Here is a 17,654-nt window from a genome sequence, read left to right as displayed (position 1 = left end):
GTCAGCTCCTGCGGGAGGGGACGGGAGTCGCGGGGGCGCCGACCCGCTCAAGTCGGCGCTCGATGCTGTGTGACTGCAGGGCCAGCGCCTCGCGGTAGGCGTCGGCGTCCGGGCCGTGGAAGGCGAACCAGCCCCAGCGCGGCTGGAGTTCGCAGCCGCGGGCGAACTTGGCCTCGTAGGCGGCCATTCCGTAGTGGATCCGGCGGATGCCGCCCTCCACCGCGAAGCGGGCGGCCTCGTGGTACGTGAGTGCCAGATAGCACCCCTGCGCCTGCGGGGCGAAGCCCGCGGTACGGGCGAACAGTGCCTCGTCGGTGCGCAGGAACAGCACGAAGCCCAGCAGCTCACCGTCCCACTCGGCGCCCAACACCAGGCAGCTTTCGCCGAGTTCCGCGCGGATGCCGTCGAAGTCCCGGCGCACCCGCTCGTCTCCGCCGGGCAGTCCGTACTTCGCCCGGTGCGCGACCTGGAGTGCGACCACCTCGTCGTCGATCGCCTCCGGCCCGCGGCGGATCACGGTGCGGAAGCCGGACCGCTCGTACTCCTTCAGTTCCTTGCGCAGCCGGGTGCGGCGGCGGCTGCTGAGCCCGGCCAGGTACTCCTCCCAACTGGACGCGGTCAGTTGGGCGACGCCCTCGGCGCCGAGCAGTGCGGCGGTGTATCCGGCGCCGGTGGCCGCCCGGTCGACCTCGGCCGCCGCCGGTTCCGGTACGTACAGCAACGCGCTACTGCGGCAGCCCAGTTCGGCGGCCGCGTCGGCGAGCAGGCCGGGGAGCGCGGCCATCACGGCCAGCCGCTGGCCGGGGGTGCGGTCCGGGGCGTGGGCCACACCGTGGTGAGAGCCGAAGGTGGCCAGCGCCACCGTGGGGTAGTGGTCCGCCCGGTCGGTAGCCAGTGCCTCGGTGAGCTTGGTCCAACGTTCCCGGTCCGCCGGATCGAGAAGTTCGGGTTCGGCCATCGCACCGGCGGTTGTGGCCAGCCGGGGCGGATCGTAGAACAGCAGGCCGCCCGGCTCACGGGTGAGCAGCAGCGGGGCCAGGGCCACCGTGTGGCCGTACTCCTCGATCCGCAGGTAGCGCACCTCGTGCAGGTCGGTGCGTTCGGTGAACCGGCACCAACGGGCGTCCTCCCAGATGGTGTCGGGGTTGCCGAGGCCGCGGAAGTCCCGCGCGGTCGGGCGCAGGTCGGCGGGTAGGACGCGTGCCGTGTAGCTCATCGGACACCTCCCGCCACGGCTTCCAGCTCCCAGTCGAAGCCCGCCGCGACCTCGGCGACGGTGGCCCGCAGCCGCGCCCGCAGCGCCACCGGATCCGGGTCGGTGACCACCCAACTGGCCATGAAGTCCGCCGACTTGCGGTGCTGGTAGCGCTCCCCGCTCCAGTCGTCCCCGATGTGGGTGTTGAGGGTGAAGTCATGGACGTCGGCCGGTGCCTCGGGGACCCGCAGCACCCGGCCCCGCCGGGGCGGTATGCCGCAGAAGGCCGCGTGCGGTGCCGTCGCCGCCCGCTCGCGTACCGGTGCGAAGTCGACCGGCAGGCCGCATTCCACCCGGGACCACATCCGGCGCGGGTCGGTGCCGATGACATGCCGCAGCATCGTCGGTATGGGGCCGCCGCCGATCCGGGCGGCCACCTCGCACAGCACGATCTCGCCGCTGGCGGTGACGAAGAACTCGGCGTGCGCGCAGACCGTCGGCGGCGACGGCAGCGCGTCGATCAACCGCCAGGTCTCCGCGACGAGTCGGGCGCCCAGCGGATCGGTGAGCGCCAGGGTGGTGGAGCCGAAGGGGGTGTCGGTCCAGTGCGCCAGACATCCGTCGCTGGTGTAGCGGGACGGCACCGCGACCACCGCGGCGCCGTCCACCCGGAAGGCGTCCACATGGTGCAGCGCGCCGTCCACGAACTCCTCGACCTCGTAGCCGTCGGCCGCGATGGTGTCCGCGAGACCGGCCGCCTGGGACGGATGGTCCAGCACGTGCACACCGGTGGAGCCGGATCCCGAACGCGGTTTGACCACCACCCGGCCGGCATGCCCGGCCATGAAGGACACGATGTCGGCGACCTCGCGCACCGGGGCGAAGTCCGGCACCTTCAGCCCGGCACCGCGGGCGTAGCGCTTCATCAGCACCTTGTCGCGGTAGGCCAGGGCGGCGGCGGTGTCCAGGCCGGGCAGCCCCAACTCGCCGCGCAGTACGGCGGCTCGCTCCACGTCGACCTCGGCGAGTGCCAGTACCGCCGTCGGCCGGTGGCGCGCGGCGAGCCGCCGGGCGGCGGCCAGCACCGCGTCGTCGTCGGTGTAGTCGGGTACGGTCGCCGTCTCGGCGAAGCCCGCTCCGATGTCCACGCCGTCCGCGGTGACCGCCAGCAGTCGGCCCGCGCTCTCCGCCAGCCAACTGCCGAACGGCAGGCCCGCGTTGCGCGGGCTGATCAGTATCAGGATCACGCCTGTGCCTCCCTGACCGTGGGGCCTTCGGTGCCCACGCGGCGGGCCAGTTCCGCCAGCACGTCGGCGGTGCGCGCGTCGAGCGGGATGCCGCGGGCGCGGCGCTGGCGCTCGTGGTCCCGCTGGGGGTCGCCGGGGGCGAGGACGGGCCGGTCCCCGGCGGGGGCGGCGGAGCGGACGGTGGCCAGCAGGTCGGCCAGGCCCGCGTCGAATCGCTCCCGGCCGCAGAACGCGCCGGGGTCCAGGGCGAGTACCAGGTGTCCCACCTGACGGCTGCGCCCTGGCTCGCCCGCGCCGACCTGGGTCAGCCGCCAGTCCGGCGGTGAGCCGGTGAGGGCGGCGCCGAGCAGGGTGACCGCCATGGCGAGCCCCTGCCCCTTGTAGCCGCCCAGCGGCGAGAGCGCGTACGCCTCGTCCGGCTGCTGGGTCGGTTGGCCGTCGGCGTCGGTGGTCCAGCCGGGGTCGAGTCGGCGGCCGTCGGCCCTGCGCTGCTTGATCTCACCGAAGCAGACCTGGCTGGTGGCCATGTCCAGGGCGAACTCGGTGCCGTCCGAACCCGCGGCCACACTGATGGGGTTGGTGCCGAACAGCGGCTCGATCCCGCCGTACGGGGCGACCCGGGAGGCCGCCGAGGTGACCGCGATTCCCACCAGCCCCTGTCGGGCCAGCTGACGGGTGTAGACGGACGCGGCGCCGAAGTGGTTGGAGTTGCGTACGCCCACGGCTGCCACACCGAACCGGGCGGCGCGCTCGGCGGCGAGCCGGGCGGCGACCAGTCCGGCGAGCACCCCGAGCGACCCGTCGGCGTCCAGCAGCAGACCGGCGCCGCGGTCCCGGACGACGGTGGTCCGGGCCGCGGACCTGGCCACGCCGGAGGCGAGTTCGTCCAGGTACTGCGGGAGCAGCCGCAGGCCGTGGGTGTCGATGCCGCGCAGCGAGGTGTCCACCAGAGCGTCGGCCACCTGCCGGGCGTCAGCCTCCGGGACCCCCGCGTCGGTGAGCGCCGCATGGGCGAGGTAACGCGCCGACTCCTCGCCGATCAGGGGGAGTTGAGTGGGCGGGGCTTGTGTTGTGCTGGTCATCGCGGGCTCCAGTACATGAACCAGTGCGGCCCGATCCCCGGCATGTCGAACTCCTCGCCCAGGACCTGGAAGCCGTGCCGTCGATAGAAATCCGCCGCCGAGCTGCGGGCGTTGCACCACACGGCGCCGGCACCGGCCAGCGCCGCATGGGTGAGCGCGGTGCGCAGCAGCGCGGAACCGGCGCCGGTGCCGCGCACCGTCTCCACGGTGGCCATACCGCGCAGCCGCCAGCCGCGGCCGGGTGGCAGCCCCGCGACGGTGTGCGGGGCGGGCGGGTCCTGCGGGTAGAGCGAGGCCGCGCCGACCGTCTCGCCCGCGGCCAGCGCCGCGAAGTGCCGGACGCCGGGGTCGCCGTCCTCCGGGTAGGCGCAGGAGCTGGCGGGTTGCCCCGGCCGCAGCACCTGGTGGCGGATCGGCCGGACCTCCTCGACCGGCACCGCCCGCACCCGCCAGCCGTGCGCCGAGGGGTCGGGCAGATAGCCGGAGCCGGGCCGGTCCGGGAGGCTGACCCGGCCGACGCCGTCGAGGGCCAGTCCGCGGCCGGTGTCCACCGCGAGCAGGTCGACCACGTCGACGTCGAGGTGGTCGGCCAGGCCGCCGAGGTGCGCGGTGGCCGTCACGCCCGCCGCGGACTCGTACATGCAGCCCAACATGGTGATCAGGCCGCGCTCCCGGGCGGTGCGCAGCATCGCCAGGGCGGGGGTGATGCCGCCCGCCTTCATCGGCTTGACGTTGATGCCGTGGAAGGCCTCGGTGCACGGGTCGAGATCGGCGGGTGAGGTGATGGACTCGTCGGCCAGTACGGGCAGCGGGCTGTGCCGCTTGAGGGTGCGGGCGTCCGCCCAGGCCTCCCGGGGGAAGGGCTGCTCGACCAGTTCGACGCCGAGTTCGCGCATGTGCTCCAGCGCGGGCAGCGTACGGTCCAGCTCCCAGCCGCAGTTGCCGTCGACGTAGAACGGCGCGTCGGTGTGCTGGCGCAGTTCCTTGAGGATGGTCAGGTCCGCCGGGTCGGCGAGCTTGACCTTGTACGCGTGCCAGCCCGGTCGTTCGCCGAGCTTGCGGGCCATCGCGGCGGGCTCGTCCAGTCCGATGCTGTAGCTGGAGCGCAGACCACGCGGTTCGGCGAGACCGAGGGAGCGCCATAGCGGTACCCCCAGCAGCCGGGCGCGCAGGTCGTGCACGGCGGAGTCGAGCGCGGCGAGCACGAAGGGCGATTCGGGTAGTTCGGCCGCGAGGAGCTGCCACACCGCCCAGGGGTCGCCCGGGCCCAACTCGGCCAGTACGGGGGCGATTCGGCGCAGGTCGGCGTGGAGGCGGTCCAGGTCGGAGTTGTAGCGGTGCGTCATGAACGCCGACGCCTCACCGAAGCCGCTGGCTCCGTCCTGCGCCAGCTCCACCACCACGCCGGGCTGCACGGGTATCGCCTCGCGGGCGGAGCGCCAGACATGGCGCTGGGTGAGGCTGACCTCGTGGACGGTGGCCTTCATCGGGCGCCCGCCGCGGCCAACTCGGCATCCCGCACGGCGCGTTGCCCGGGGAACCAGGAGCCGAGCGCGGGCCGCAGGTCGTCGAACCACTCGGCGGTCGGGTCGTAGGCGGCGAAGAACTGCCGTCCGACCTGGCGCGGGTCGCGGGCCTGCAACATGCGCAAGGTGAAGACGCGTTCCCCGGCGATGGTGGTGACGCCGTCGACCAGCACCTTGCCGGGCGCGGCGGACATCACCGGGCCGCGGGCGGTGCGGGCGAGTCCGGAGACGCCGCGTATGGCGTCGGTGTAGATCTGGTGCGCCCTGCCGAGCGGGACGCCGAAGTAGCTGCGGGCACCGGTGTCGCGTTCGACGAACATGTAGTACGGCAACACGCCCAGCTCCACCATGCGTTGCCACATCCGCGACCACACGGTGGCGTCGTCGTTGACGTGGGCGACGAGCGGCGCCTGCGCGCGGATGACGGCACCGGTGGCCCGGATACGGGCGATCGCCTCCCGTACCAGCGGGGTTTCCAGCTCGCGGGTGTGGGAGAAGTGCGCCATCACCGCGACATGGCGGCCCGCGGCGACGCACCGCTCGAACAGCCGCAGCAGATCGTCGGCGTCGGGGTCGGTGGTGAAGCGGGCGGGCCAGTAGGACAGCGCCTTGGTGCCGAAGCGCAGCGTGCGCACCGACTCCATGGCGGGGTCCAGCAGTGGTTCGACCCAGCGGCGCAGCACCTGGGTCTTCATGATCAGCGGATCGCCGCCCGTGAACAGGACGTCGGTGACTTCTCGGTGACCAGCCAGGTAGGCGGTGAGCAGCGCGGGGTCGCGCAGCGCCTGGCGCAGTTCGGCGACGCCGACGAACTGCGCCCAGCGGAAGCAGTATCCGCAGTAGGCGTGGCAGGTCTGTCCCTGTGAGGGGAAGACCAGCACCGTCTCGGCGTACTTGTGCTGGAGTCCGTCGAGGCGCTGGCCGTCCAGCGTCGGCACGTTGGCCGCCAACTGGTCGCCCGGGTGGGGGTTGAGCAGGGCCTGGGCCTCGGCCGCGGCCTTGCGCAGCACCTCGCGCGGGGCATCGCCGTCGTACAGGGCGGCGATGCCCTCGAAAACCTCCGGCGGCAGCATGTCGCGGTGCGGGAAGGTGAGTCGGAAGATCGGGTCGTCGGGCGCCGCCGACCAGTCGATGAGCTGGTGGGCGACGTACTCGTTCACCTTGAACGGCAGTACGGACGACACGATCCTGAGGTCACGGAGGTACTCGTCGGGCATCCCGCGCTCGCGGGCCAGGGCGGCCAGGCGTTCGTGGGAGAAGGTCTTCATCCGAAGTCGCCTCAGATCGTTGAAGGCGCCACATCGTGGCGGTGGGGGGACGGTGCTCAGGCGGAGACCTGGGACCTGGACCAGTCGAAGTCCACCTGGTCGGTCACACCCAGCTGTTCGACCAGTTGGTGCAGGCCGGTGTAGTCGCGGACCAGCCGCTTGCGGCCCGACTCGGCCTGGCAGTCCGCCAGCATCTCGTGTCCGCCGGTGACTTCGGCGAGGTCCATGATCCGGTGCCAGGTGGTGTAGTCATTGGTCACGAAGGCGTCGAGACCTTCCATGAGCATGTCCAGGAAGTACCTGCGCTGGGTCTGGTCCAGCTTGTCGTAGACCATCTCCGCCAGGACCGCGGAGATCGAGGCGTGGCAGTACTCGTCGCGGTTGTGCAGCTTGGCGGTGGTGCTGTTGATCGACTGGATCCCGGTGTCGTCCGCGAGCAGGTCCAGGTAGGCGTTGATGGAGATCTCGGAGACGGTCGCGAACGCCAGGGTGGTCAGCGACCGTTGCCAGCGCTCCCCCGCCGCGTCCCGGAGCCGCTGGTGCACACGGGCGGTGTGGGACAGCGGAAGGTCGGTGTCCGGCATGGCCCGGCCGCGTCGGCGGCGGGTCACCGCGCTGGCGTTGAGGTGCATCAGGGTGTGGTACTGCTCGTCGACCATGGCCTGCGCCAGGGACAGGTTGAGCGCCTCACCGGTGAGCGCCGGATACTCGCCCTCCATGACCAGGGCGAAGGCGGGGTTGGCCACCTTCTGCTCGGCCATCACGGTGTGCCGGTTGTAGGCGATCCACGCCCAACTCAGCAGCTCCGAGCGCTTGTCGGGGTCGAGCGCCTGGTACGTGGGGTGGTCGTGGAAGGGCAGGATGCCCTCGGGGTAGTCGGGGCGCTCCGGGTCGAACAGTTCGTCCAGGTCGGGCTCGTCCCGCTTGACCGTGGCGCGGCGGTGCCAGTTGCCCACCAGACGTGTGATGACGGCGTGCTCTACCGGGTCGCTCGGGTCATGGCGCGGCACGCCGGGGGGGTACGTCGCTTCCGACAGGGTGTCGGCGGTCACGGGGTCACCGTTCATTGCGTTCCTTCACGGGGAGCTGGGTGGTCGGTCGGCGGTGCGGGCCTTCAGTCGCCGTCCGCCAGCCAGTAGCGGGTGAGATGGCGCCGTACGTCGGTGTACGACGAGCGGGCGTGCAGCATCCGCTGGTTGTCCCAGACCAGGACGGAGTCCTCGGGGATGAGGACGGACACCTTGTACGCGCGGAAGAACTCCTCCGCCTTGCGGGCGAGTTCGATGCCCGGCGCGCCCAACGGGAGGTTCTCCGGGCGCACTTCGGCGTCCACCGGCGGGTCGTAGTGCCCGGCGGTCAGCAGGTTGTAGCTGAACCGCACGATCTCGCGCCCGTCCGCGAGGCGTTCCACGGCCGGGCGGCTCACTCCGGAACTGCCGGTGCCGCCGGTGTTGTGGCCCACCCAGTCGACGCTGCGCTCGTACATCAGGCGGCGGTCGGCCTCGTCCAGACCGGCCACGAAGGCGCGGGCGTCGGCGAGTTCGGTGTGGCCGCTGCCGCACTTCGCCTGTACCCGGCAGTGCAGGGCCAGGTAGCGGGGCGGTGGGTTCCAGCCGGGGGCCTCGGTGTGCACCGAGATGGTGTTGGTGCTCTTGGAGTACCTGCGCCCCTCGAAGCCGGGGGCGGCCTTCACCTGGTGGCGCAGGTTCCCGTCGTACTGCGGGATGAGCTCGCCGAGCCAGCTCAGCGCCTCGGCGGCCTGCTCGTCGGTGCCGATGCCGTCCAGGAGGGTGTAGCCGTGCTCGACCAGTTCCTTGTTGTGTACGTCAACGGTGGTGCTCATGGCGTTGCTCCGCTCTCCTCACGGGTTTCCGTTGCCGACCGGTGCCCTGTGGGGACTAGCCCCAGCCGGTGTCCTTGGCGGCCACCTGGTGGGAGGCCACAGCGGGCACCGCCTTGCCCCAGCCGGTGTCGGCGAGGGTTCTGCACGACCCGTGCCGCACGGCCTGTCCGGAGGCGAGCGGGCCGCCAGCGGCCGTCAAACCGCCCGCGACAGCGGCCAGCAGGGGCAGGGTCGTCAGCCACAGCTTGGATCTGGTCATGGTTGCCCGTCTCCATCAGGTGGGGTGGGTGGTGAACCGGGCCGAGCGTCGGCGGACTGCCGCCGTACGACTGCCGGCCCGCTTGCGAGTCTGCCGCCGACCGGGCCGCCGCTCATTGATCTTCATGGGGCAGGATGGTGCAGTGCAGCATCCTGAACAGGGAGCAGAACGCTATGGAACACCCCATAGAGGGGCAAACCACAGAAGCGCCACCTGAGTTGTCCGCGGTCCATGAGGCGATGACGGCCATCTACAAGGCGGTACTGCTGAACGGGCCGATGTCCACCGAGGAGTTGCTGCGACCCCCTGGAACGGCCGCGGCCCGGGCGCGGGCGGCGGCGTTGGACCAGTTGCGCGCGCTCCACCTGCTGCACCCCCTGCCGGGCAGACCCGACGTGCTCGCCGCGGCCAGTCCGCTGGTCGCCGAGTCGCGGGTCATCGCACCGCTGCAGGACGAGGTGAGCGCCCTACAGCACCGGCTGCGCCAGCTGTACGCCCAACTGGAGCCGCTGCAGGCCGTTCACGACCTGGTGCGGAACGCCCGTGCCGACGCCCAGTCGCTGGTCCCGCTGGAGGATCCCGCGGAGATCACCTCCGCCATCGAGGCCGCCGCCCGCTCCTGCGAGCACGAGGTGCTCACCGCGCAACCGGGCGGCCCGCGTTCCGAGCGGGTGCTGGAGGAGGCACTGCCCCGGGACATCGAGATGCTCTCCCGCGGGGTACGGATGCGGACCGTGTACCAGCACAGTGCCCGGTTCAGCCTGCCGACCCAGGCGTATGTGGAGCGGGTGTCCAGCCTCGGCTGCGAGGTGCGGACCCTGGACGAGTTCTTCCGAAGGCTGCTGGTCTTCGACCGCCGGACGGCGTTCATCCCCGACGCCGAGGACGACGCCAAGGCGGTGCTCATCCGGCAGCCGTCGGTGGTGGCCTTCCTGGTCAACTCCTTCCAGCGGGCCTGGGATTCGGCGCTGCCGTTCACCTCCGCGTACGAGAACCGGGCGAACCGGGCGGTCTCCTCCGCCATGCAGCGCTCCATCGCCCGGCTGATGCTCTCCGAGGACAAGGACAGCGCCATAGCGCGGCGTCTGGGCATCAGCGAACGCACCTGCCGCGCCCATATCGCCAAGATCATGAAACGGCTGGGCGCCCGCAACCGGACGCACCTCGGCTATCTGCTGGCCACCACGGAGCCGTACGCCCTGGAGTCCATGGCGGACGGGTGAACCGTCACGCGGTCAGCGGGCGGTCGGTGGCGCGTACCGGCATGGGCAGTTCGGTGCGGCCGGTCAGGTAGCGGTCGATCGCCGCGGCGGCGGCCCGGCCCTCCGCGATGGCCCAGACGATCAGCGACTGGCCACGGCCCGCGTCACCGGCGACGTACACCCCGGGCGCCTCGGTGCCGAAGCCCTCGTCCCGGGCGAGGCGGCCGCGGGGGTCGAGCCGCAGCCCGAGCTGCTCGATGATGCGGCTGTCCGGCTCGGGGCCGCTGAACCCCAGGGCGAGCAGCACCAGTTGGGCCGGTATCGACCGCTCGGTACCGGCGATCGGGCGGCGCTCCCCCGGCTCGGTGTCGGCCAGGTGCAGCGCCGTCACGTGCCCGGTGTCGTCGCCCTCGAAGCGCAGGGTGGAGGCGGAGAACAGCCTCACGTCCGCGTCGGTCCGCGGCAGCGCGAGCCCGCCGGTGTCCGTCTCGCCGTACCGCTGGGCGAGCACATGCCCCTCCTCGTGCGCGGGCGAGACCCGGTGCACCCGCGGATACGTGGGCCACGGCTCGTCATCGCGGCGGTGGTCGCCCGGCCGCGGGTTGATGTCCAACTGGACGACGGAGGCGGCGCGCTGCCGCAGCACGGTGCCGAGGCAGTCGGCGCCGGTGTCACCGCCGCCGACGATCACCACGTGCTTGCCCTCGGCGGTGATCGGCGGTTCGGTGAAGTCCCCCTCCTGGACCCGGTTGGCCAGCGGAAGGTACTCCATCGCCTGATGGATGCCCGACAACTCCCGCCCGTCCACGGGGAGTTCACGCCAGGCGGTCGCACCGACCGCGATCAGCAGCGCGTCATGGCGGGCCCGCAGCTCGGCGGCGTCGAGGTCGGTGCCGATGTCCGTCCCGGTGCGGAACTTCGTTCCCTCGTCCCGCATTTGGGATATCCGGCGGTCGAGGTGCCGCTTCTCCATCTTGAACTCGGGGATGCCGTACCGCAGTAGTCCACCGACCCGGTCGTCGCGCTCGTACACCACGACGGTGTGCCCGGCGCGGGTGAGCTGCTGTGCGGCGGCGAGGCCCGCCGGGCCGGAGCCGATCACCGCGACCGTCTTGCCGGACAGCCGCTGCGGGGGCAGCGGCTGGACCAGGCCGTGCTCCCAGGCGTGATCGGCGATCGCCATCTCGACGTTCTTGATCGTCACCGGGTCCGCGTTGATCGCCAGCACACAGCCCGTCTCGCAGGGGGCCGGGCAGAGTCGGCCGGTGAACTCGGGGAAGTTGTTGGTGGCGTGCAGCCGGTGGCTCGCGGTGTCCCAGTCGTCCCGGGAGACCAGCATGTTCCACTCCGGGATGAGGTTTCCCAGGGGGCAGCTGCTGTGGCAGAACGGGATCCCGCAGTCCATGCAGCGGCCCGCCTGCGCGTTGATGATCGGTAGCAGGCTCTGGCCGTCGTAGACCTCGTTCCAGTCCCGCACCCGCTCCTCGACCGGGCGGCGGGCGCAGGTACGCCGGGGAGTAGTGAGAAACGCTCTGGGATCGGCCATCACGGCCTCCGACGGTGCGGCATCGCGGCTGGCGCGCCTCTTTTGGCTGGCGCGCCTCTTTTGGCTGGCGCCTTTTTGCCACGATACGACCGGCTCCGCCGGACCGCTGAGCGGTGCGGTGCGCTGCGCTTTGCTGGACCGCTGAGCGGTGCGGTGCGCTGCCTCCGCGCGTTGCGGTGGGTTCGTAACCGCCGGGCTCCACCGTGGAGGTGCTCGCCGTCGCGGCGGTGGGAAGTTTCCGCCGCGGCGACGAAAGCTCTCCTCGAGACCACGACACCCAAAGCCGCCGCCGCGGCGGTGAAAGCTTTCCGCGAGACCGCGGTAACCGACTCCGCCGCGACGGCGAGCAACCACGTACAAGTGGACCGGCGGTCAACAGCCACCGCACCCCGTGATCACGGGATCCGCCGGAAGGGCACCCCGCGCTCCCCGCCTAGCCGTGGATGGTGAACGGGAGTTCCTGTGAGGCGAACGGCAGCTCGCCGTTGCCCACGGACAGGCCCGCGTCGGCGTGTGCCACATCGCTGGGCGCCGACTTCGCGACCGCCACCCGCAGCCGGTAGACGGCGGTCGCGCCGGGGGCGAGCGGACCCTTGGCGGTCGGGCGGAGGGTGACGGCCATGCCGGGGTCGCAGCCGTTGGGGACCAGCGGGACCCGGATCCAGCCGCGCCCGGGCTGGTACTCCTTGAGCACCAGGTCCTTGGGCACCAACGCGTGCCTGCTGCCCTGCCCGTACGCGTAGTAGCTGGCGTTCAGCGCGGGGTAGGCCCGGTCGGTGGTGTTCTTCACGGTGACCTTGAGGTCTCGCGCCGCTCCGCCGCGCACCAGTGTGGTGCCGGACTGCCAGCCGCTGACCGTCACCGTGGGACGGGTGGCGGCGGCGGTACGGGCCGCCGCCCGGTAGGTGTGGCCGTGTCCGTCGTTGACCGAGGCGGCGACGGTGAAGCTGCCGGGCCGGTCGAGGTCCTGCACCCGCAGCGCCACGGTGTACGGATGACCGGCGCTCGCGGCCGCGCTGACCGGGAAGGTGAAGACCCCGTGCCGTGGCCAACTGCCGGTGCCCGGAGTGGAGTCGAGGTCCACCCAGCGGTGGCTGCGCGGCACGTACCGCTGCACCTCAAGCGAGTCGGTGCTGAAGCCGCGGCTGCTGACGTCCAGCCGCACCGTGCCCTTGGAGACGGGGGTGCGCAGGGTGACGCTGGAGGACGACCACAGCCCGATCGGCGCCTGCGTGGCCAGGCCGTAGGAGATCTTCTGACCAGCGGTGCCGACCGCGGCCAGCGACGGGACCGCGGAGTCTGCGGCCGCGGCCGCCGACCCCTGCTCGGCGCCGCAGCTCGGCGCCGCCTGCGCACCGCTGGCCGCGGTGGCGGCCTGACCGGTCCCGGCGGTTCCCACCACCAGGGCCAGCCCAGCGGTCAGCGCCACCGCCGACCCGGCGGCCGCCTTGTGTGCCTTGCGCGCCGTGCGCTGCTGTACGACTCTTCGTGTCATTTTCGGCTCCCCCCACACTCGGGCTGTGGTTTGCGTTCGTACGCCTTCGAAGTCAGGGACTGTTCACCTGGGCTCATGGTTCCCCCGATGCGCCAGGGTTCCCACGTGACGTGGTGGAATTACGACCTGATGGCCGCTCACCGTATTCGCGGCCGGCCGATCTGACGGGGAAGCTCCAGGCCGAGGACCCGGTCCAGCCGCAGGTAGCTCTCGAACCTGGCGCCGTCCGGGACATCCGCGTCGGACTCCAGGTCGCGCAGCACGGTGAGCGCGGTGGTGGTGTCCAGGTCGTCGTGGAAGCCGGTGAAGGCCCGCCGTACGGCCTCGGTGTGCGGGGGCCGGGAGGGCGCGTCGGCCCAAGCGGCGACCAGTCCGCGCCAGCCCTCCAGCCGGGTCCGGGCGTCGGCCAGTACCGCGGGGCCGAGGTCGGCGGGCTGACGGTGCGGCTGACCCAGCAGTGCGAGGCGGACGGCGAGCGGCTCGGGGTCGTCCGGCCACCGGACGAGACCGGGGGCGTGCACGGGGCCGGTGCGGAACCACGGGCCGTCGACCGTGGGCGGCCCCGCGCCCAGGTGGAGGTCCACGGGGCCGCCGAGGACCGCCCGTGGGTCGGGCGCGTCGGTGTGCCCGGCGGGCGGGTGGACGCCGAGCGGACCGGCGTGCCGCGCCCATGCCTTGGCCCGCTCCTCGGTGAGGCCCGGCGCGGCGTACCCGAGCAGCACCTGCGCGCCCTCGGCCTCCGCCGTCCTGGACAGCACGTCGGCCACCAGCAGCGCCCGCAGATCGTCCAGGCCCCCGGGGCGGTCGTCGGCCGACAGGTGAACGCACGCCCGCAGCAGTCCGCGGCGGGCGACGCGCAGTTCGACCCGTTGCCCGGTTCTAGCGTCGGTGAGGCGCACGTCGTCCTCCACTCGGGCCGCGGCAACTGGCGCCGCTCGCAGGGCGGTTGGCGCCCCCGCACGGCGCGGGCACCACATCCAGTGTCGGCCCGGCGCCGACCGCGCGCTACCCCGGCTGCTTCTTGCCGCGCGGCACGACGAACTCCGCCAGCACGGCGCACCCGTCGGCCAGCGCCGACCAGGGGCCGTCCACGTCGAGCACGGCGATCGCGGAGGTCGGGAACTTCTCCGCCACCCGCCGCAGCGCGTCGCCCTCGGCATCTGCGGCGAGCGCGAGCGTCAGCGCCCGCGTCCCGGGCTGGTGGGCGATCAGCAGTACGGTGCGCATCCGCTCGGGCGTCTGCCGTAGCACGCGGAGCAGTTCCGCCGGTTCGGCCGCGTAGAGCCGGTCGTCGTGGACGACCTCCGGGTCGGCGGCCAGCTCAGCGTGGACCAGCTCCCAGGTCTGCCGGGTGCGCCGGGCCGGGGAGCAGACCACCAGCTCGGGCGGGCGGTCCGCGGCCCGCAGCCAGTGCCCGGCGGCGGTGGCGTCCCGTCGGCCGCGCCCGGCCAGCGGGCGGTCGGGGTCAGGCACCCCCGGCGGCCAGGCGGACTTCGCGTGCCGCAGGACGTAGAGGCGCTTGGCGCCGGGCGCGGTCATGACACCAGTGTCCCGTACGCGGTCCCCCTCGGGGTGGCGGACAACGGGGCCACTCGCCGACGGCGCGTACCGTCAACGAGCGGCGCCTGGCGGCCAGTTGACGCTGCTGGCCGACGGCGCCGCCGTCACCGCTCGGCGGTGCCCCGGCCGTTGCGGCGGCGCCGTCCGGTCGACGGTCCGGTCCTCATGCCTCTCCGGGGTGCCAGGGCGGCCACTCCCACGGGTGGTCGTCCCAGTGCACCTTGCTGGGGTCGCTCAGATCGAGCCCGGGGAACGCCTGGTGCACCCGCGGTTCGAACTCCTCCCGCTCCAGCGGCATCCATCCACGACCTCTCAGATGCACACGCCGGTAGCGGCTGTCGCTTTTGTACGGGGCCACTTCGACCGGGTAGTCCTGGCCGGTCCCGCTCGCGGTGTCCTTCATACCTTCAGGGTGCGGCCATCCCCCGGACGGCGCATCGTGGAGGTGGGGTCCGGCCGCGTAAGCACGGATGATCACGGAGGTGTGCGATGAGCACGATCGAGAAGCAGATCGACGTCGACGTCCCCGCCGAGGTCGCCTGGGACTGCCTGCACAGCGTGGAGAGCTACCCGCGGTTCGTGGACGGCGTCCGCGAGGCCCGACCACAGGGCAAGAGCCGAGCTCATCTGGACCTGGAACCCGGCGGTCGGCTGAGCGGGGTGGACACCGAGATCAGCGACCGCGCCAAGGGCGGCGAGAAGGGCAACGTGATGCTCTGGCACACCGCCAAGGGCGAGAGCGCCGAGCTGAAGGGCGCGTTCACCGTACGGTCCATCGACGCCCAGCACACCCAGGTGCAGGTGCGTGTGGAGTACGACCCGGAGAAGACCCGGGAGGCCTTCGGCGGCCCCAAGGGCTTCGCCCAGTCCGACGCGATCCAGGAGCTGGTCCAGCACGATCTCGAAAAGTTCAAGGACCTCGTCGAGCACAAGCGCTGACCGGCAGCCCGCACCGTGGACATCATCGCCTACGGGGTGCTGGCGGACGAGCGTTCCGCGCTGGAGCAGGCCTTCCAGGGGCGGCACGACCTGCGCTGCCTGGACTTCGTGCTCAACCGGGACACCGCGCCGACGGCCGCCGGGTACGAGGCGGTGATCACCAGCATGAACGACCGGCTGGACGCGGACGTGCTCAAGGCGCTGGCGCAGGGCGGCACCCGGCTGGTCACCCAGCGGTCCACCGGCTACCACAACATCGACCTCGAACAGGCCCGCAAGGTCGGACTGACCGTCGCCCGGGTGTCGCACTACTCCCCGTACGCCGTCGCGGAGTTCGCCTGGGCCCTGGCCCTCGCGGTGAACCGCCGGGTGGTACGGGCGGTCGGGCGGACCCGGGAGTTCGACTTCCGGCTGACCGGCCTGATGGGCCGGGACTTCCACGGCCGCACCGCCGGCGTCCTGGGCACCGGCAGGATCGGTACCGCGTTCGCCGGGATCGCGGGCGGCTTCGGCATGCGACTGCTCGGCTGGGACATCACGCAGAACGCGCGGTGCCTGGCGCTGGGCATGCGGTACGTGGAGCTGGAGCGCCTGTTCGCCGAGTCCGACCTGATCAGCCTGCACGTTCCGCTGGCGCCCGAGACCCACCACCTGGTGGACGCGCGGGCGTTGGGCCGGATGAAGCGCGACGCGATCCTGATCAACACCAGCCGGGGAGGTCTGGTCGACGCGGCCGCGCTGGTGGAGACGCTGCGACGGGGCGGTCTGGAGGGTGTGGGGCTCGATGTGTACGAGGAGGAGGCCGGGGTCTTCTTCTTCGACCGGTCCCTGGAGGTGATGACCGATGACACCCTGGCCCGGCTGATGAGCTTCCGCAACGTGCTGGTCACCTCCCACCAGGCGTACTTCACCCAGGACGCCGTCGCCCAGATCATCGACACCACCGTGCGGAACGTCGAGGACTACCTGGCCGGGCGCACCGGCGAGAACACCCTCACCTCACCGCACGACCACGCGTGACCGGGCACCGGGCCGTGGCCGGGACCATCGGCCCGACCGGGCGGTGACCATCCGCACTTACGCCACCGCCCCGCGCGGCCTTTGCTGGAGGTGTCCCACCCGGCGGCCGACGGACCGCCGCCAACGCACCAAGAGGCAGCCATGCCGAAGATCCAGCCGCACGACGGCCAGCCAGTGGCCCAGGTACGCCAGTGGTCGGTCGGCCGCGTCCTCGTCGCGGAGCTGCACGGCGAGGTGGACTTCGCCTCCGGGCCCGCGGTGGCGGGCCGCCTGGACCGGCTGACCGCACGGCGGCGCCCGCTGCTGGTGCTTGACCTGCGGCCGGTGACGTTCATCGACTGCGCCGGGCTCGCGGTGCTGTGCCGGGCGCGGCGCCGGGTGCGCGTCCGCGGCGGCCGACTGGCGCTGGTCATCCACGACCCGCGGGTGCTGCGGGTGCTCGACCTCGTCGGGTTGTCCACGGCGTTCGACGTGCACGGCGGGCTGGACGAGGCGCTGGCCGCGCATGGCGCCACCGCCGACGGACACCGCCTCACCGCGCTCAGCCGCGCCGTGCAGCCGGGGTGAACGATGACCACTTCCCGCGATCCGTACGTCGTCGTCGGCATCGACGAATCAGCCGCGTCGCAGGCCGCGTTGGACTGGGCGGCCGACGACGCCGCCGCTCGCCATGACCAACTGCGCGTCGGCCACGCGTGGCGGATAGCCCTCCGTCAGCTGCCGGACGCCGACGGCGGCCGCCTGGTGGAGGCCGCCCGCCAGGCCGCGGAGGAACTGGTGGCGCGGGCCGAGCGACGGGTGCGCGACCGCCACCCGGAACTGGAGCTGACCACCGAACTGCTGCCCGGCGAACCGGCGGTCAACCTGCTGAGCCTGGCGGAAGGCGCCGATCTGCTGGTGGTGGGGGCGCGCGGACTGAGCCGGTTCCCGGAGCTGCTGCTGGGCTCGGTGGGCGAGACGCTGGCGGCGCACTCGCCCTGCCCGGTGGCCGTGGTGCGCACCGCGGCATCCGGCAGTGGGCCGGTGGTCGTGGGGGTGGCGCCGGACGAGCGGCGGGAGCCGGTGGAGTTCGCCTTCGCCGAGGCCGAACGGAGGGGCGTGCCGGTGCGGGCGGTACGCGGCTGGCTGGACCCGCAGACGCCGCCCGGCCACACCGTGCCCCCGGCGGAGGTCGTGGAGCGCGATCGTGCCGAGCGCGAGGAGCTGGCGACGGTACTGGCGCCGGTGCGCGAGGCCTTCCCCTCGGTGGCGGTACGGATCGAGGTGGGGCCCGTGGAGCCGGAGGCCGCGTTGGTGGACGCCTCGTGGGACACGTCGCTGCTGGTGGTGGGGGCGCGTCGGCACCGCGGCCGGTTCGCGCTGCCGCTGGGGCGGGTGACGCGGCGGGCGCTGCACCACGCCCGGTGCCCGGTGGCGGTCGTACCGGTGTGACGGTGGCCGCGCTCCCCCGCGGACAGGGCGACACTGGTGGT

18 protein-coding genes are annotated in these 17,654 nt (G+C 72.6%); 5 read left to right on the top strand and 13 right to left on the bottom strand.

All coding sequences use genetic code 11. From position 1 onward, the window contains the following. Position 1: 1 nt before the first annotated feature. Genes NON19_RS04510 through NON19_RS04475 form a run of 8 tightly spaced genes read right to left on the bottom strand, consistent with a single transcriptional unit; the run spans position 2 to position 8,420 of the window. On the bottom strand, positions 2 to 1,216 hold the full coding sequence (locus NON19_RS04510) for a GNAT family N-acetyltransferase (RefSeq protein WP_255925266.1): 1,215 nt from the start codon (positions 1,214 to 1,216) through the stop codon (positions 2 to 4). After that, complete coding sequence (locus NON19_RS04505) at positions 1,213 to 2,442, bottom strand: ATP-grasp domain-containing protein (RefSeq protein ID WP_255925265.1); 1,230 nt, start codon at positions 2,440 to 2,442, stop codon at positions 1,213 to 1,215. The genes NON19_RS04510 and NON19_RS04505 overlap by 4 nt, the downstream gene beginning before the upstream one ends. Beyond that, positions 2,439 to 3,524, bottom strand: coding sequence for an Ldh family oxidoreductase (locus NON19_RS04500; RefSeq protein ID WP_255925264.1), 1,086 nt, complete (start codon positions 3,522 to 3,524; stop codon positions 2,439 to 2,441). Before NON19_RS04500 ends, NON19_RS04505 begins: the two co-directional genes overlap by 4 nt. Continuing rightward, complete coding sequence (locus NON19_RS04495; RefSeq protein ID WP_255925263.1) at positions 3,521 to 5,011, bottom strand: GNAT family N-acetyltransferase; 1,491 nt, start codon at positions 5,009 to 5,011, stop codon at positions 3,521 to 3,523. Before NON19_RS04495 ends, NON19_RS04500 begins: the two co-directional genes overlap by 4 nt. Next, positions 5,008 to 6,318 carry a KamA family radical SAM protein gene (locus NON19_RS04490; RefSeq protein WP_255925261.1) on the bottom strand — a complete coding sequence of 437 codons (1,311 nt, stop codon included), beginning with the start codon at positions 6,316 to 6,318 and terminating at the stop codon, positions 5,008 to 5,010. The genes NON19_RS04495 and NON19_RS04490 overlap by 4 nt, the downstream gene beginning before the upstream one ends. A gap of 56 nt (positions 6,319 to 6,374) precedes the next feature. Beyond that, a complete protein-coding gene (locus NON19_RS04485) occupies positions 6,375 to 7,385 on the bottom strand; it encodes an AurF N-oxygenase family protein (RefSeq protein WP_255925260.1) in 1,011 nt (336 codons plus the stop codon). 47 nt (positions 7,386 to 7,432) lie between these two features. Beyond that, on the bottom strand, positions 7,433 to 8,161 hold the full coding sequence (locus NON19_RS04480) for a TauD/TfdA family dioxygenase (RefSeq protein WP_255925259.1): 729 nt from the start codon (positions 8,159 to 8,161) through the stop codon (positions 7,433 to 7,435). A gap of 55 nt (positions 8,162 to 8,216) precedes the next feature. Continuing rightward, positions 8,217 to 8,420 carry a hypothetical protein gene (locus tag NON19_RS04475; protein WP_255925258.1) on the bottom strand — a complete coding sequence of 68 codons (204 nt, stop codon included), beginning with the start codon at positions 8,418 to 8,420 and terminating at the stop codon, positions 8,217 to 8,219. 218 nt (positions 8,421 to 8,638) lie between these two features. Between NON19_RS04475 and NON19_RS04470 the strand changes: the two genes are divergently transcribed. Then, the gene (locus tag NON19_RS04470; RefSeq protein WP_255925257.1) at positions 8,639 to 9,643 is read left to right on the top strand and encodes a helix-turn-helix transcriptional regulator; all 1,005 of its coding nucleotides are present in this window, start codon (positions 8,639 to 8,641) and stop codon (positions 9,641 to 9,643) included. Between the two features lie 4 nt (positions 9,644 to 9,647). Here NON19_RS04470 and NON19_RS04465 read toward each other — a convergent pair whose 3' ends face one another. The 5 genes from NON19_RS04465 to NON19_RS04445 all read right to left on the bottom strand — a co-directional run bounded on the left by NON19_RS04465 (position 9,648) and on the right by NON19_RS04445 (position 14,626). After that, positions 9,648 to 11,168, bottom strand: coding sequence for a glutamate synthase subunit beta (locus NON19_RS04465; RefSeq protein ID WP_255925256.1), 1,521 nt, complete (start codon positions 11,166 to 11,168; stop codon positions 9,648 to 9,650). A gap of 433 nt (positions 11,169 to 11,601) precedes the next feature. Next, a complete protein-coding gene (locus tag NON19_RS04460) occupies positions 11,602 to 12,663 on the bottom strand; it encodes a hypothetical protein (protein ID WP_255925255.1) in 1,062 nt (353 codons plus the stop codon). A gap of 137 nt (positions 12,664 to 12,800) precedes the next feature. Continuing rightward, positions 12,801 to 13,562 (bottom strand): cysteine--tRNA ligase, encoded by a 762-nt coding sequence (locus NON19_RS04455; protein ID WP_255925254.1) that lies wholly within the window; start codon positions 13,560 to 13,562, stop codon positions 12,801 to 12,803. A 106-nt stretch (positions 13,563 to 13,668) separates the two neighbouring features. Then, the gene (locus NON19_RS04450; RefSeq protein ID WP_255925253.1) at positions 13,669 to 14,202 is read right to left on the bottom strand and encodes a SixA phosphatase family protein; all 534 of its coding nucleotides are present in this window, start codon (positions 14,200 to 14,202) and stop codon (positions 13,669 to 13,671) included. Between the two features lie 184 nt (positions 14,203 to 14,386). Further along, positions 14,387 to 14,626 carry a hypothetical protein gene (locus tag NON19_RS04445; protein ID WP_255925252.1) on the bottom strand — a complete coding sequence of 80 codons (240 nt, stop codon included), beginning with the start codon at positions 14,624 to 14,626 and terminating at the stop codon, positions 14,387 to 14,389. An 86-nt stretch (positions 14,627 to 14,712) separates the two neighbouring features. Between NON19_RS04445 and NON19_RS04440 the strand changes: the two genes are divergently transcribed. The 4 genes from NON19_RS04440 (at position 14,713) to NON19_RS04425 (ending at position 17,613) form a co-directional block, all read left to right on the top strand. Beyond that, complete coding sequence (locus NON19_RS04440; protein ID WP_255925251.1) at positions 14,713 to 15,162, top strand: SRPBCC family protein; 450 nt, start codon at positions 14,713 to 14,715, stop codon at positions 15,160 to 15,162. 15 nt (positions 15,163 to 15,177) lie between these two features. Further along, entirely contained in the window at positions 15,178 to 16,182 is a 1,005-nt protein-coding gene (locus NON19_RS04435; protein WP_255925250.1) for a 2-hydroxyacid dehydrogenase, read from the top strand. 141 nt (positions 16,183 to 16,323) lie between these two features. After that, positions 16,324 to 16,749 (top strand): STAS domain-containing protein, encoded by a 426-nt coding sequence (locus NON19_RS04430; RefSeq protein ID WP_255925249.1) that lies wholly within the window; start codon positions 16,324 to 16,326, stop codon positions 16,747 to 16,749. A gap of 3 nt (positions 16,750 to 16,752) precedes the next feature. Continuing rightward, positions 16,753 to 17,613: a universal stress protein gene (locus NON19_RS04425; RefSeq protein WP_255925248.1), complete on the top strand. Its 861-nt coding sequence runs from the start codon at positions 16,753 to 16,755 to the stop codon at positions 17,611 to 17,613. Positions 17,614 to 17,654 lie beyond the last annotated feature (41 nt).

The sequence above is a fragment of the Streptantibioticus rubrisoli genome (assembly GCF_024436055.1).
Classification (GTDB): Bacteria; Actinomycetota; Actinomycetes; order Streptomycetales; family Streptomycetaceae; genus Streptantibioticus_A; species Streptantibioticus_A rubrisoli.
Note: the sequence above shows the minus strand (reverse complement) of the source record. Positions and strands in the feature narration are given on the sequence as shown.

What these genes read in the sequence shown, in the direction of transcription:
- NON19_RS04510 (WP_255925266.1), bottom strand. Translation starts at nt 1,216, where the DNA reads ATGAGCTACACGGCACGCGTCCTACCCGCCGACCTGCGCCCGACCGCG.
- NON19_RS04500 (WP_255925264.1), bottom strand. Translation starts at nt 3,524, where the DNA reads ATGACCAGCACAACACAAGCCCCGCCCACTCAACTCCCCCTGATCGGC.
- NON19_RS04495 (WP_255925263.1), bottom strand. Translation starts at nt 5,011, where the DNA reads ATGAAGGCCACCGTCCACGAGGTCAGCCTCACCCAGCGCCATGTCTGG.
- NON19_RS04490 (WP_255925261.1), bottom strand. Translation starts at nt 6,318, where the DNA reads ATGAAGACCTTCTCCCACGAACGCCTGGCCGCCCTGGCCCGCGAGCGC.
- NON19_RS04485 (WP_255925260.1), bottom strand. Translation starts at nt 7,385, where the DNA reads ATGAACGGTGACCCCGTGACCGCCGACACCCTGTCGGAAGCGACGTAC.
- NON19_RS04480 (WP_255925259.1), bottom strand. Translation starts at nt 8,161, where the DNA reads ATGAGCACCACCGTTGACGTACACAACAAGGAACTGGTCGAGCACGGC.
- NON19_RS04475 (WP_255925258.1), bottom strand. Translation starts at nt 8,420, where the DNA reads ATGACCAGATCCAAGCTGTGGCTGACGACCCTGCCCCTGCTGGCCGCT.
- NON19_RS04465 (WP_255925256.1), bottom strand. Translation starts at nt 11,168, where the DNA reads ATGGCCGATCCCAGAGCGTTTCTCACTACTCCCCGGCGTACCTGCGCC.
- NON19_RS04460 (WP_255925255.1), bottom strand. Translation starts at nt 12,663, where the DNA reads ATGACACGAAGAGTCGTACAGCAGCGCACGGCGCGCAAGGCACACAAG.
- NON19_RS04450 (WP_255925253.1), bottom strand. Translation starts at nt 14,202, where the DNA reads ATGACCGCGCCCGGCGCCAAGCGCCTCTACGTCCTGCGGCACGCGAAG.
- NON19_RS04445 (WP_255925252.1), bottom strand. Translation starts at nt 14,626, where the DNA reads ATGAAGGACACCGCGAGCGGGACCGGCCAGGACTACCCGGTCGAAGTG.
- NON19_RS04440 (WP_255925251.1), top strand. Translation starts at nt 14,713, where the DNA reads ATGAGCACGATCGAGAAGCAGATCGACGTCGACGTCCCCGCCGAGGTC.
- NON19_RS04430 (WP_255925249.1), top strand. Translation starts at nt 16,324, where the DNA reads ATGCCGAAGATCCAGCCGCACGACGGCCAGCCAGTGGCCCAGGTACGC.
- NON19_RS04425 (WP_255925248.1), top strand. Translation starts at nt 16,753, where the DNA reads ATGACCACTTCCCGCGATCCGTACGTCGTCGTCGGCATCGACGAATCA.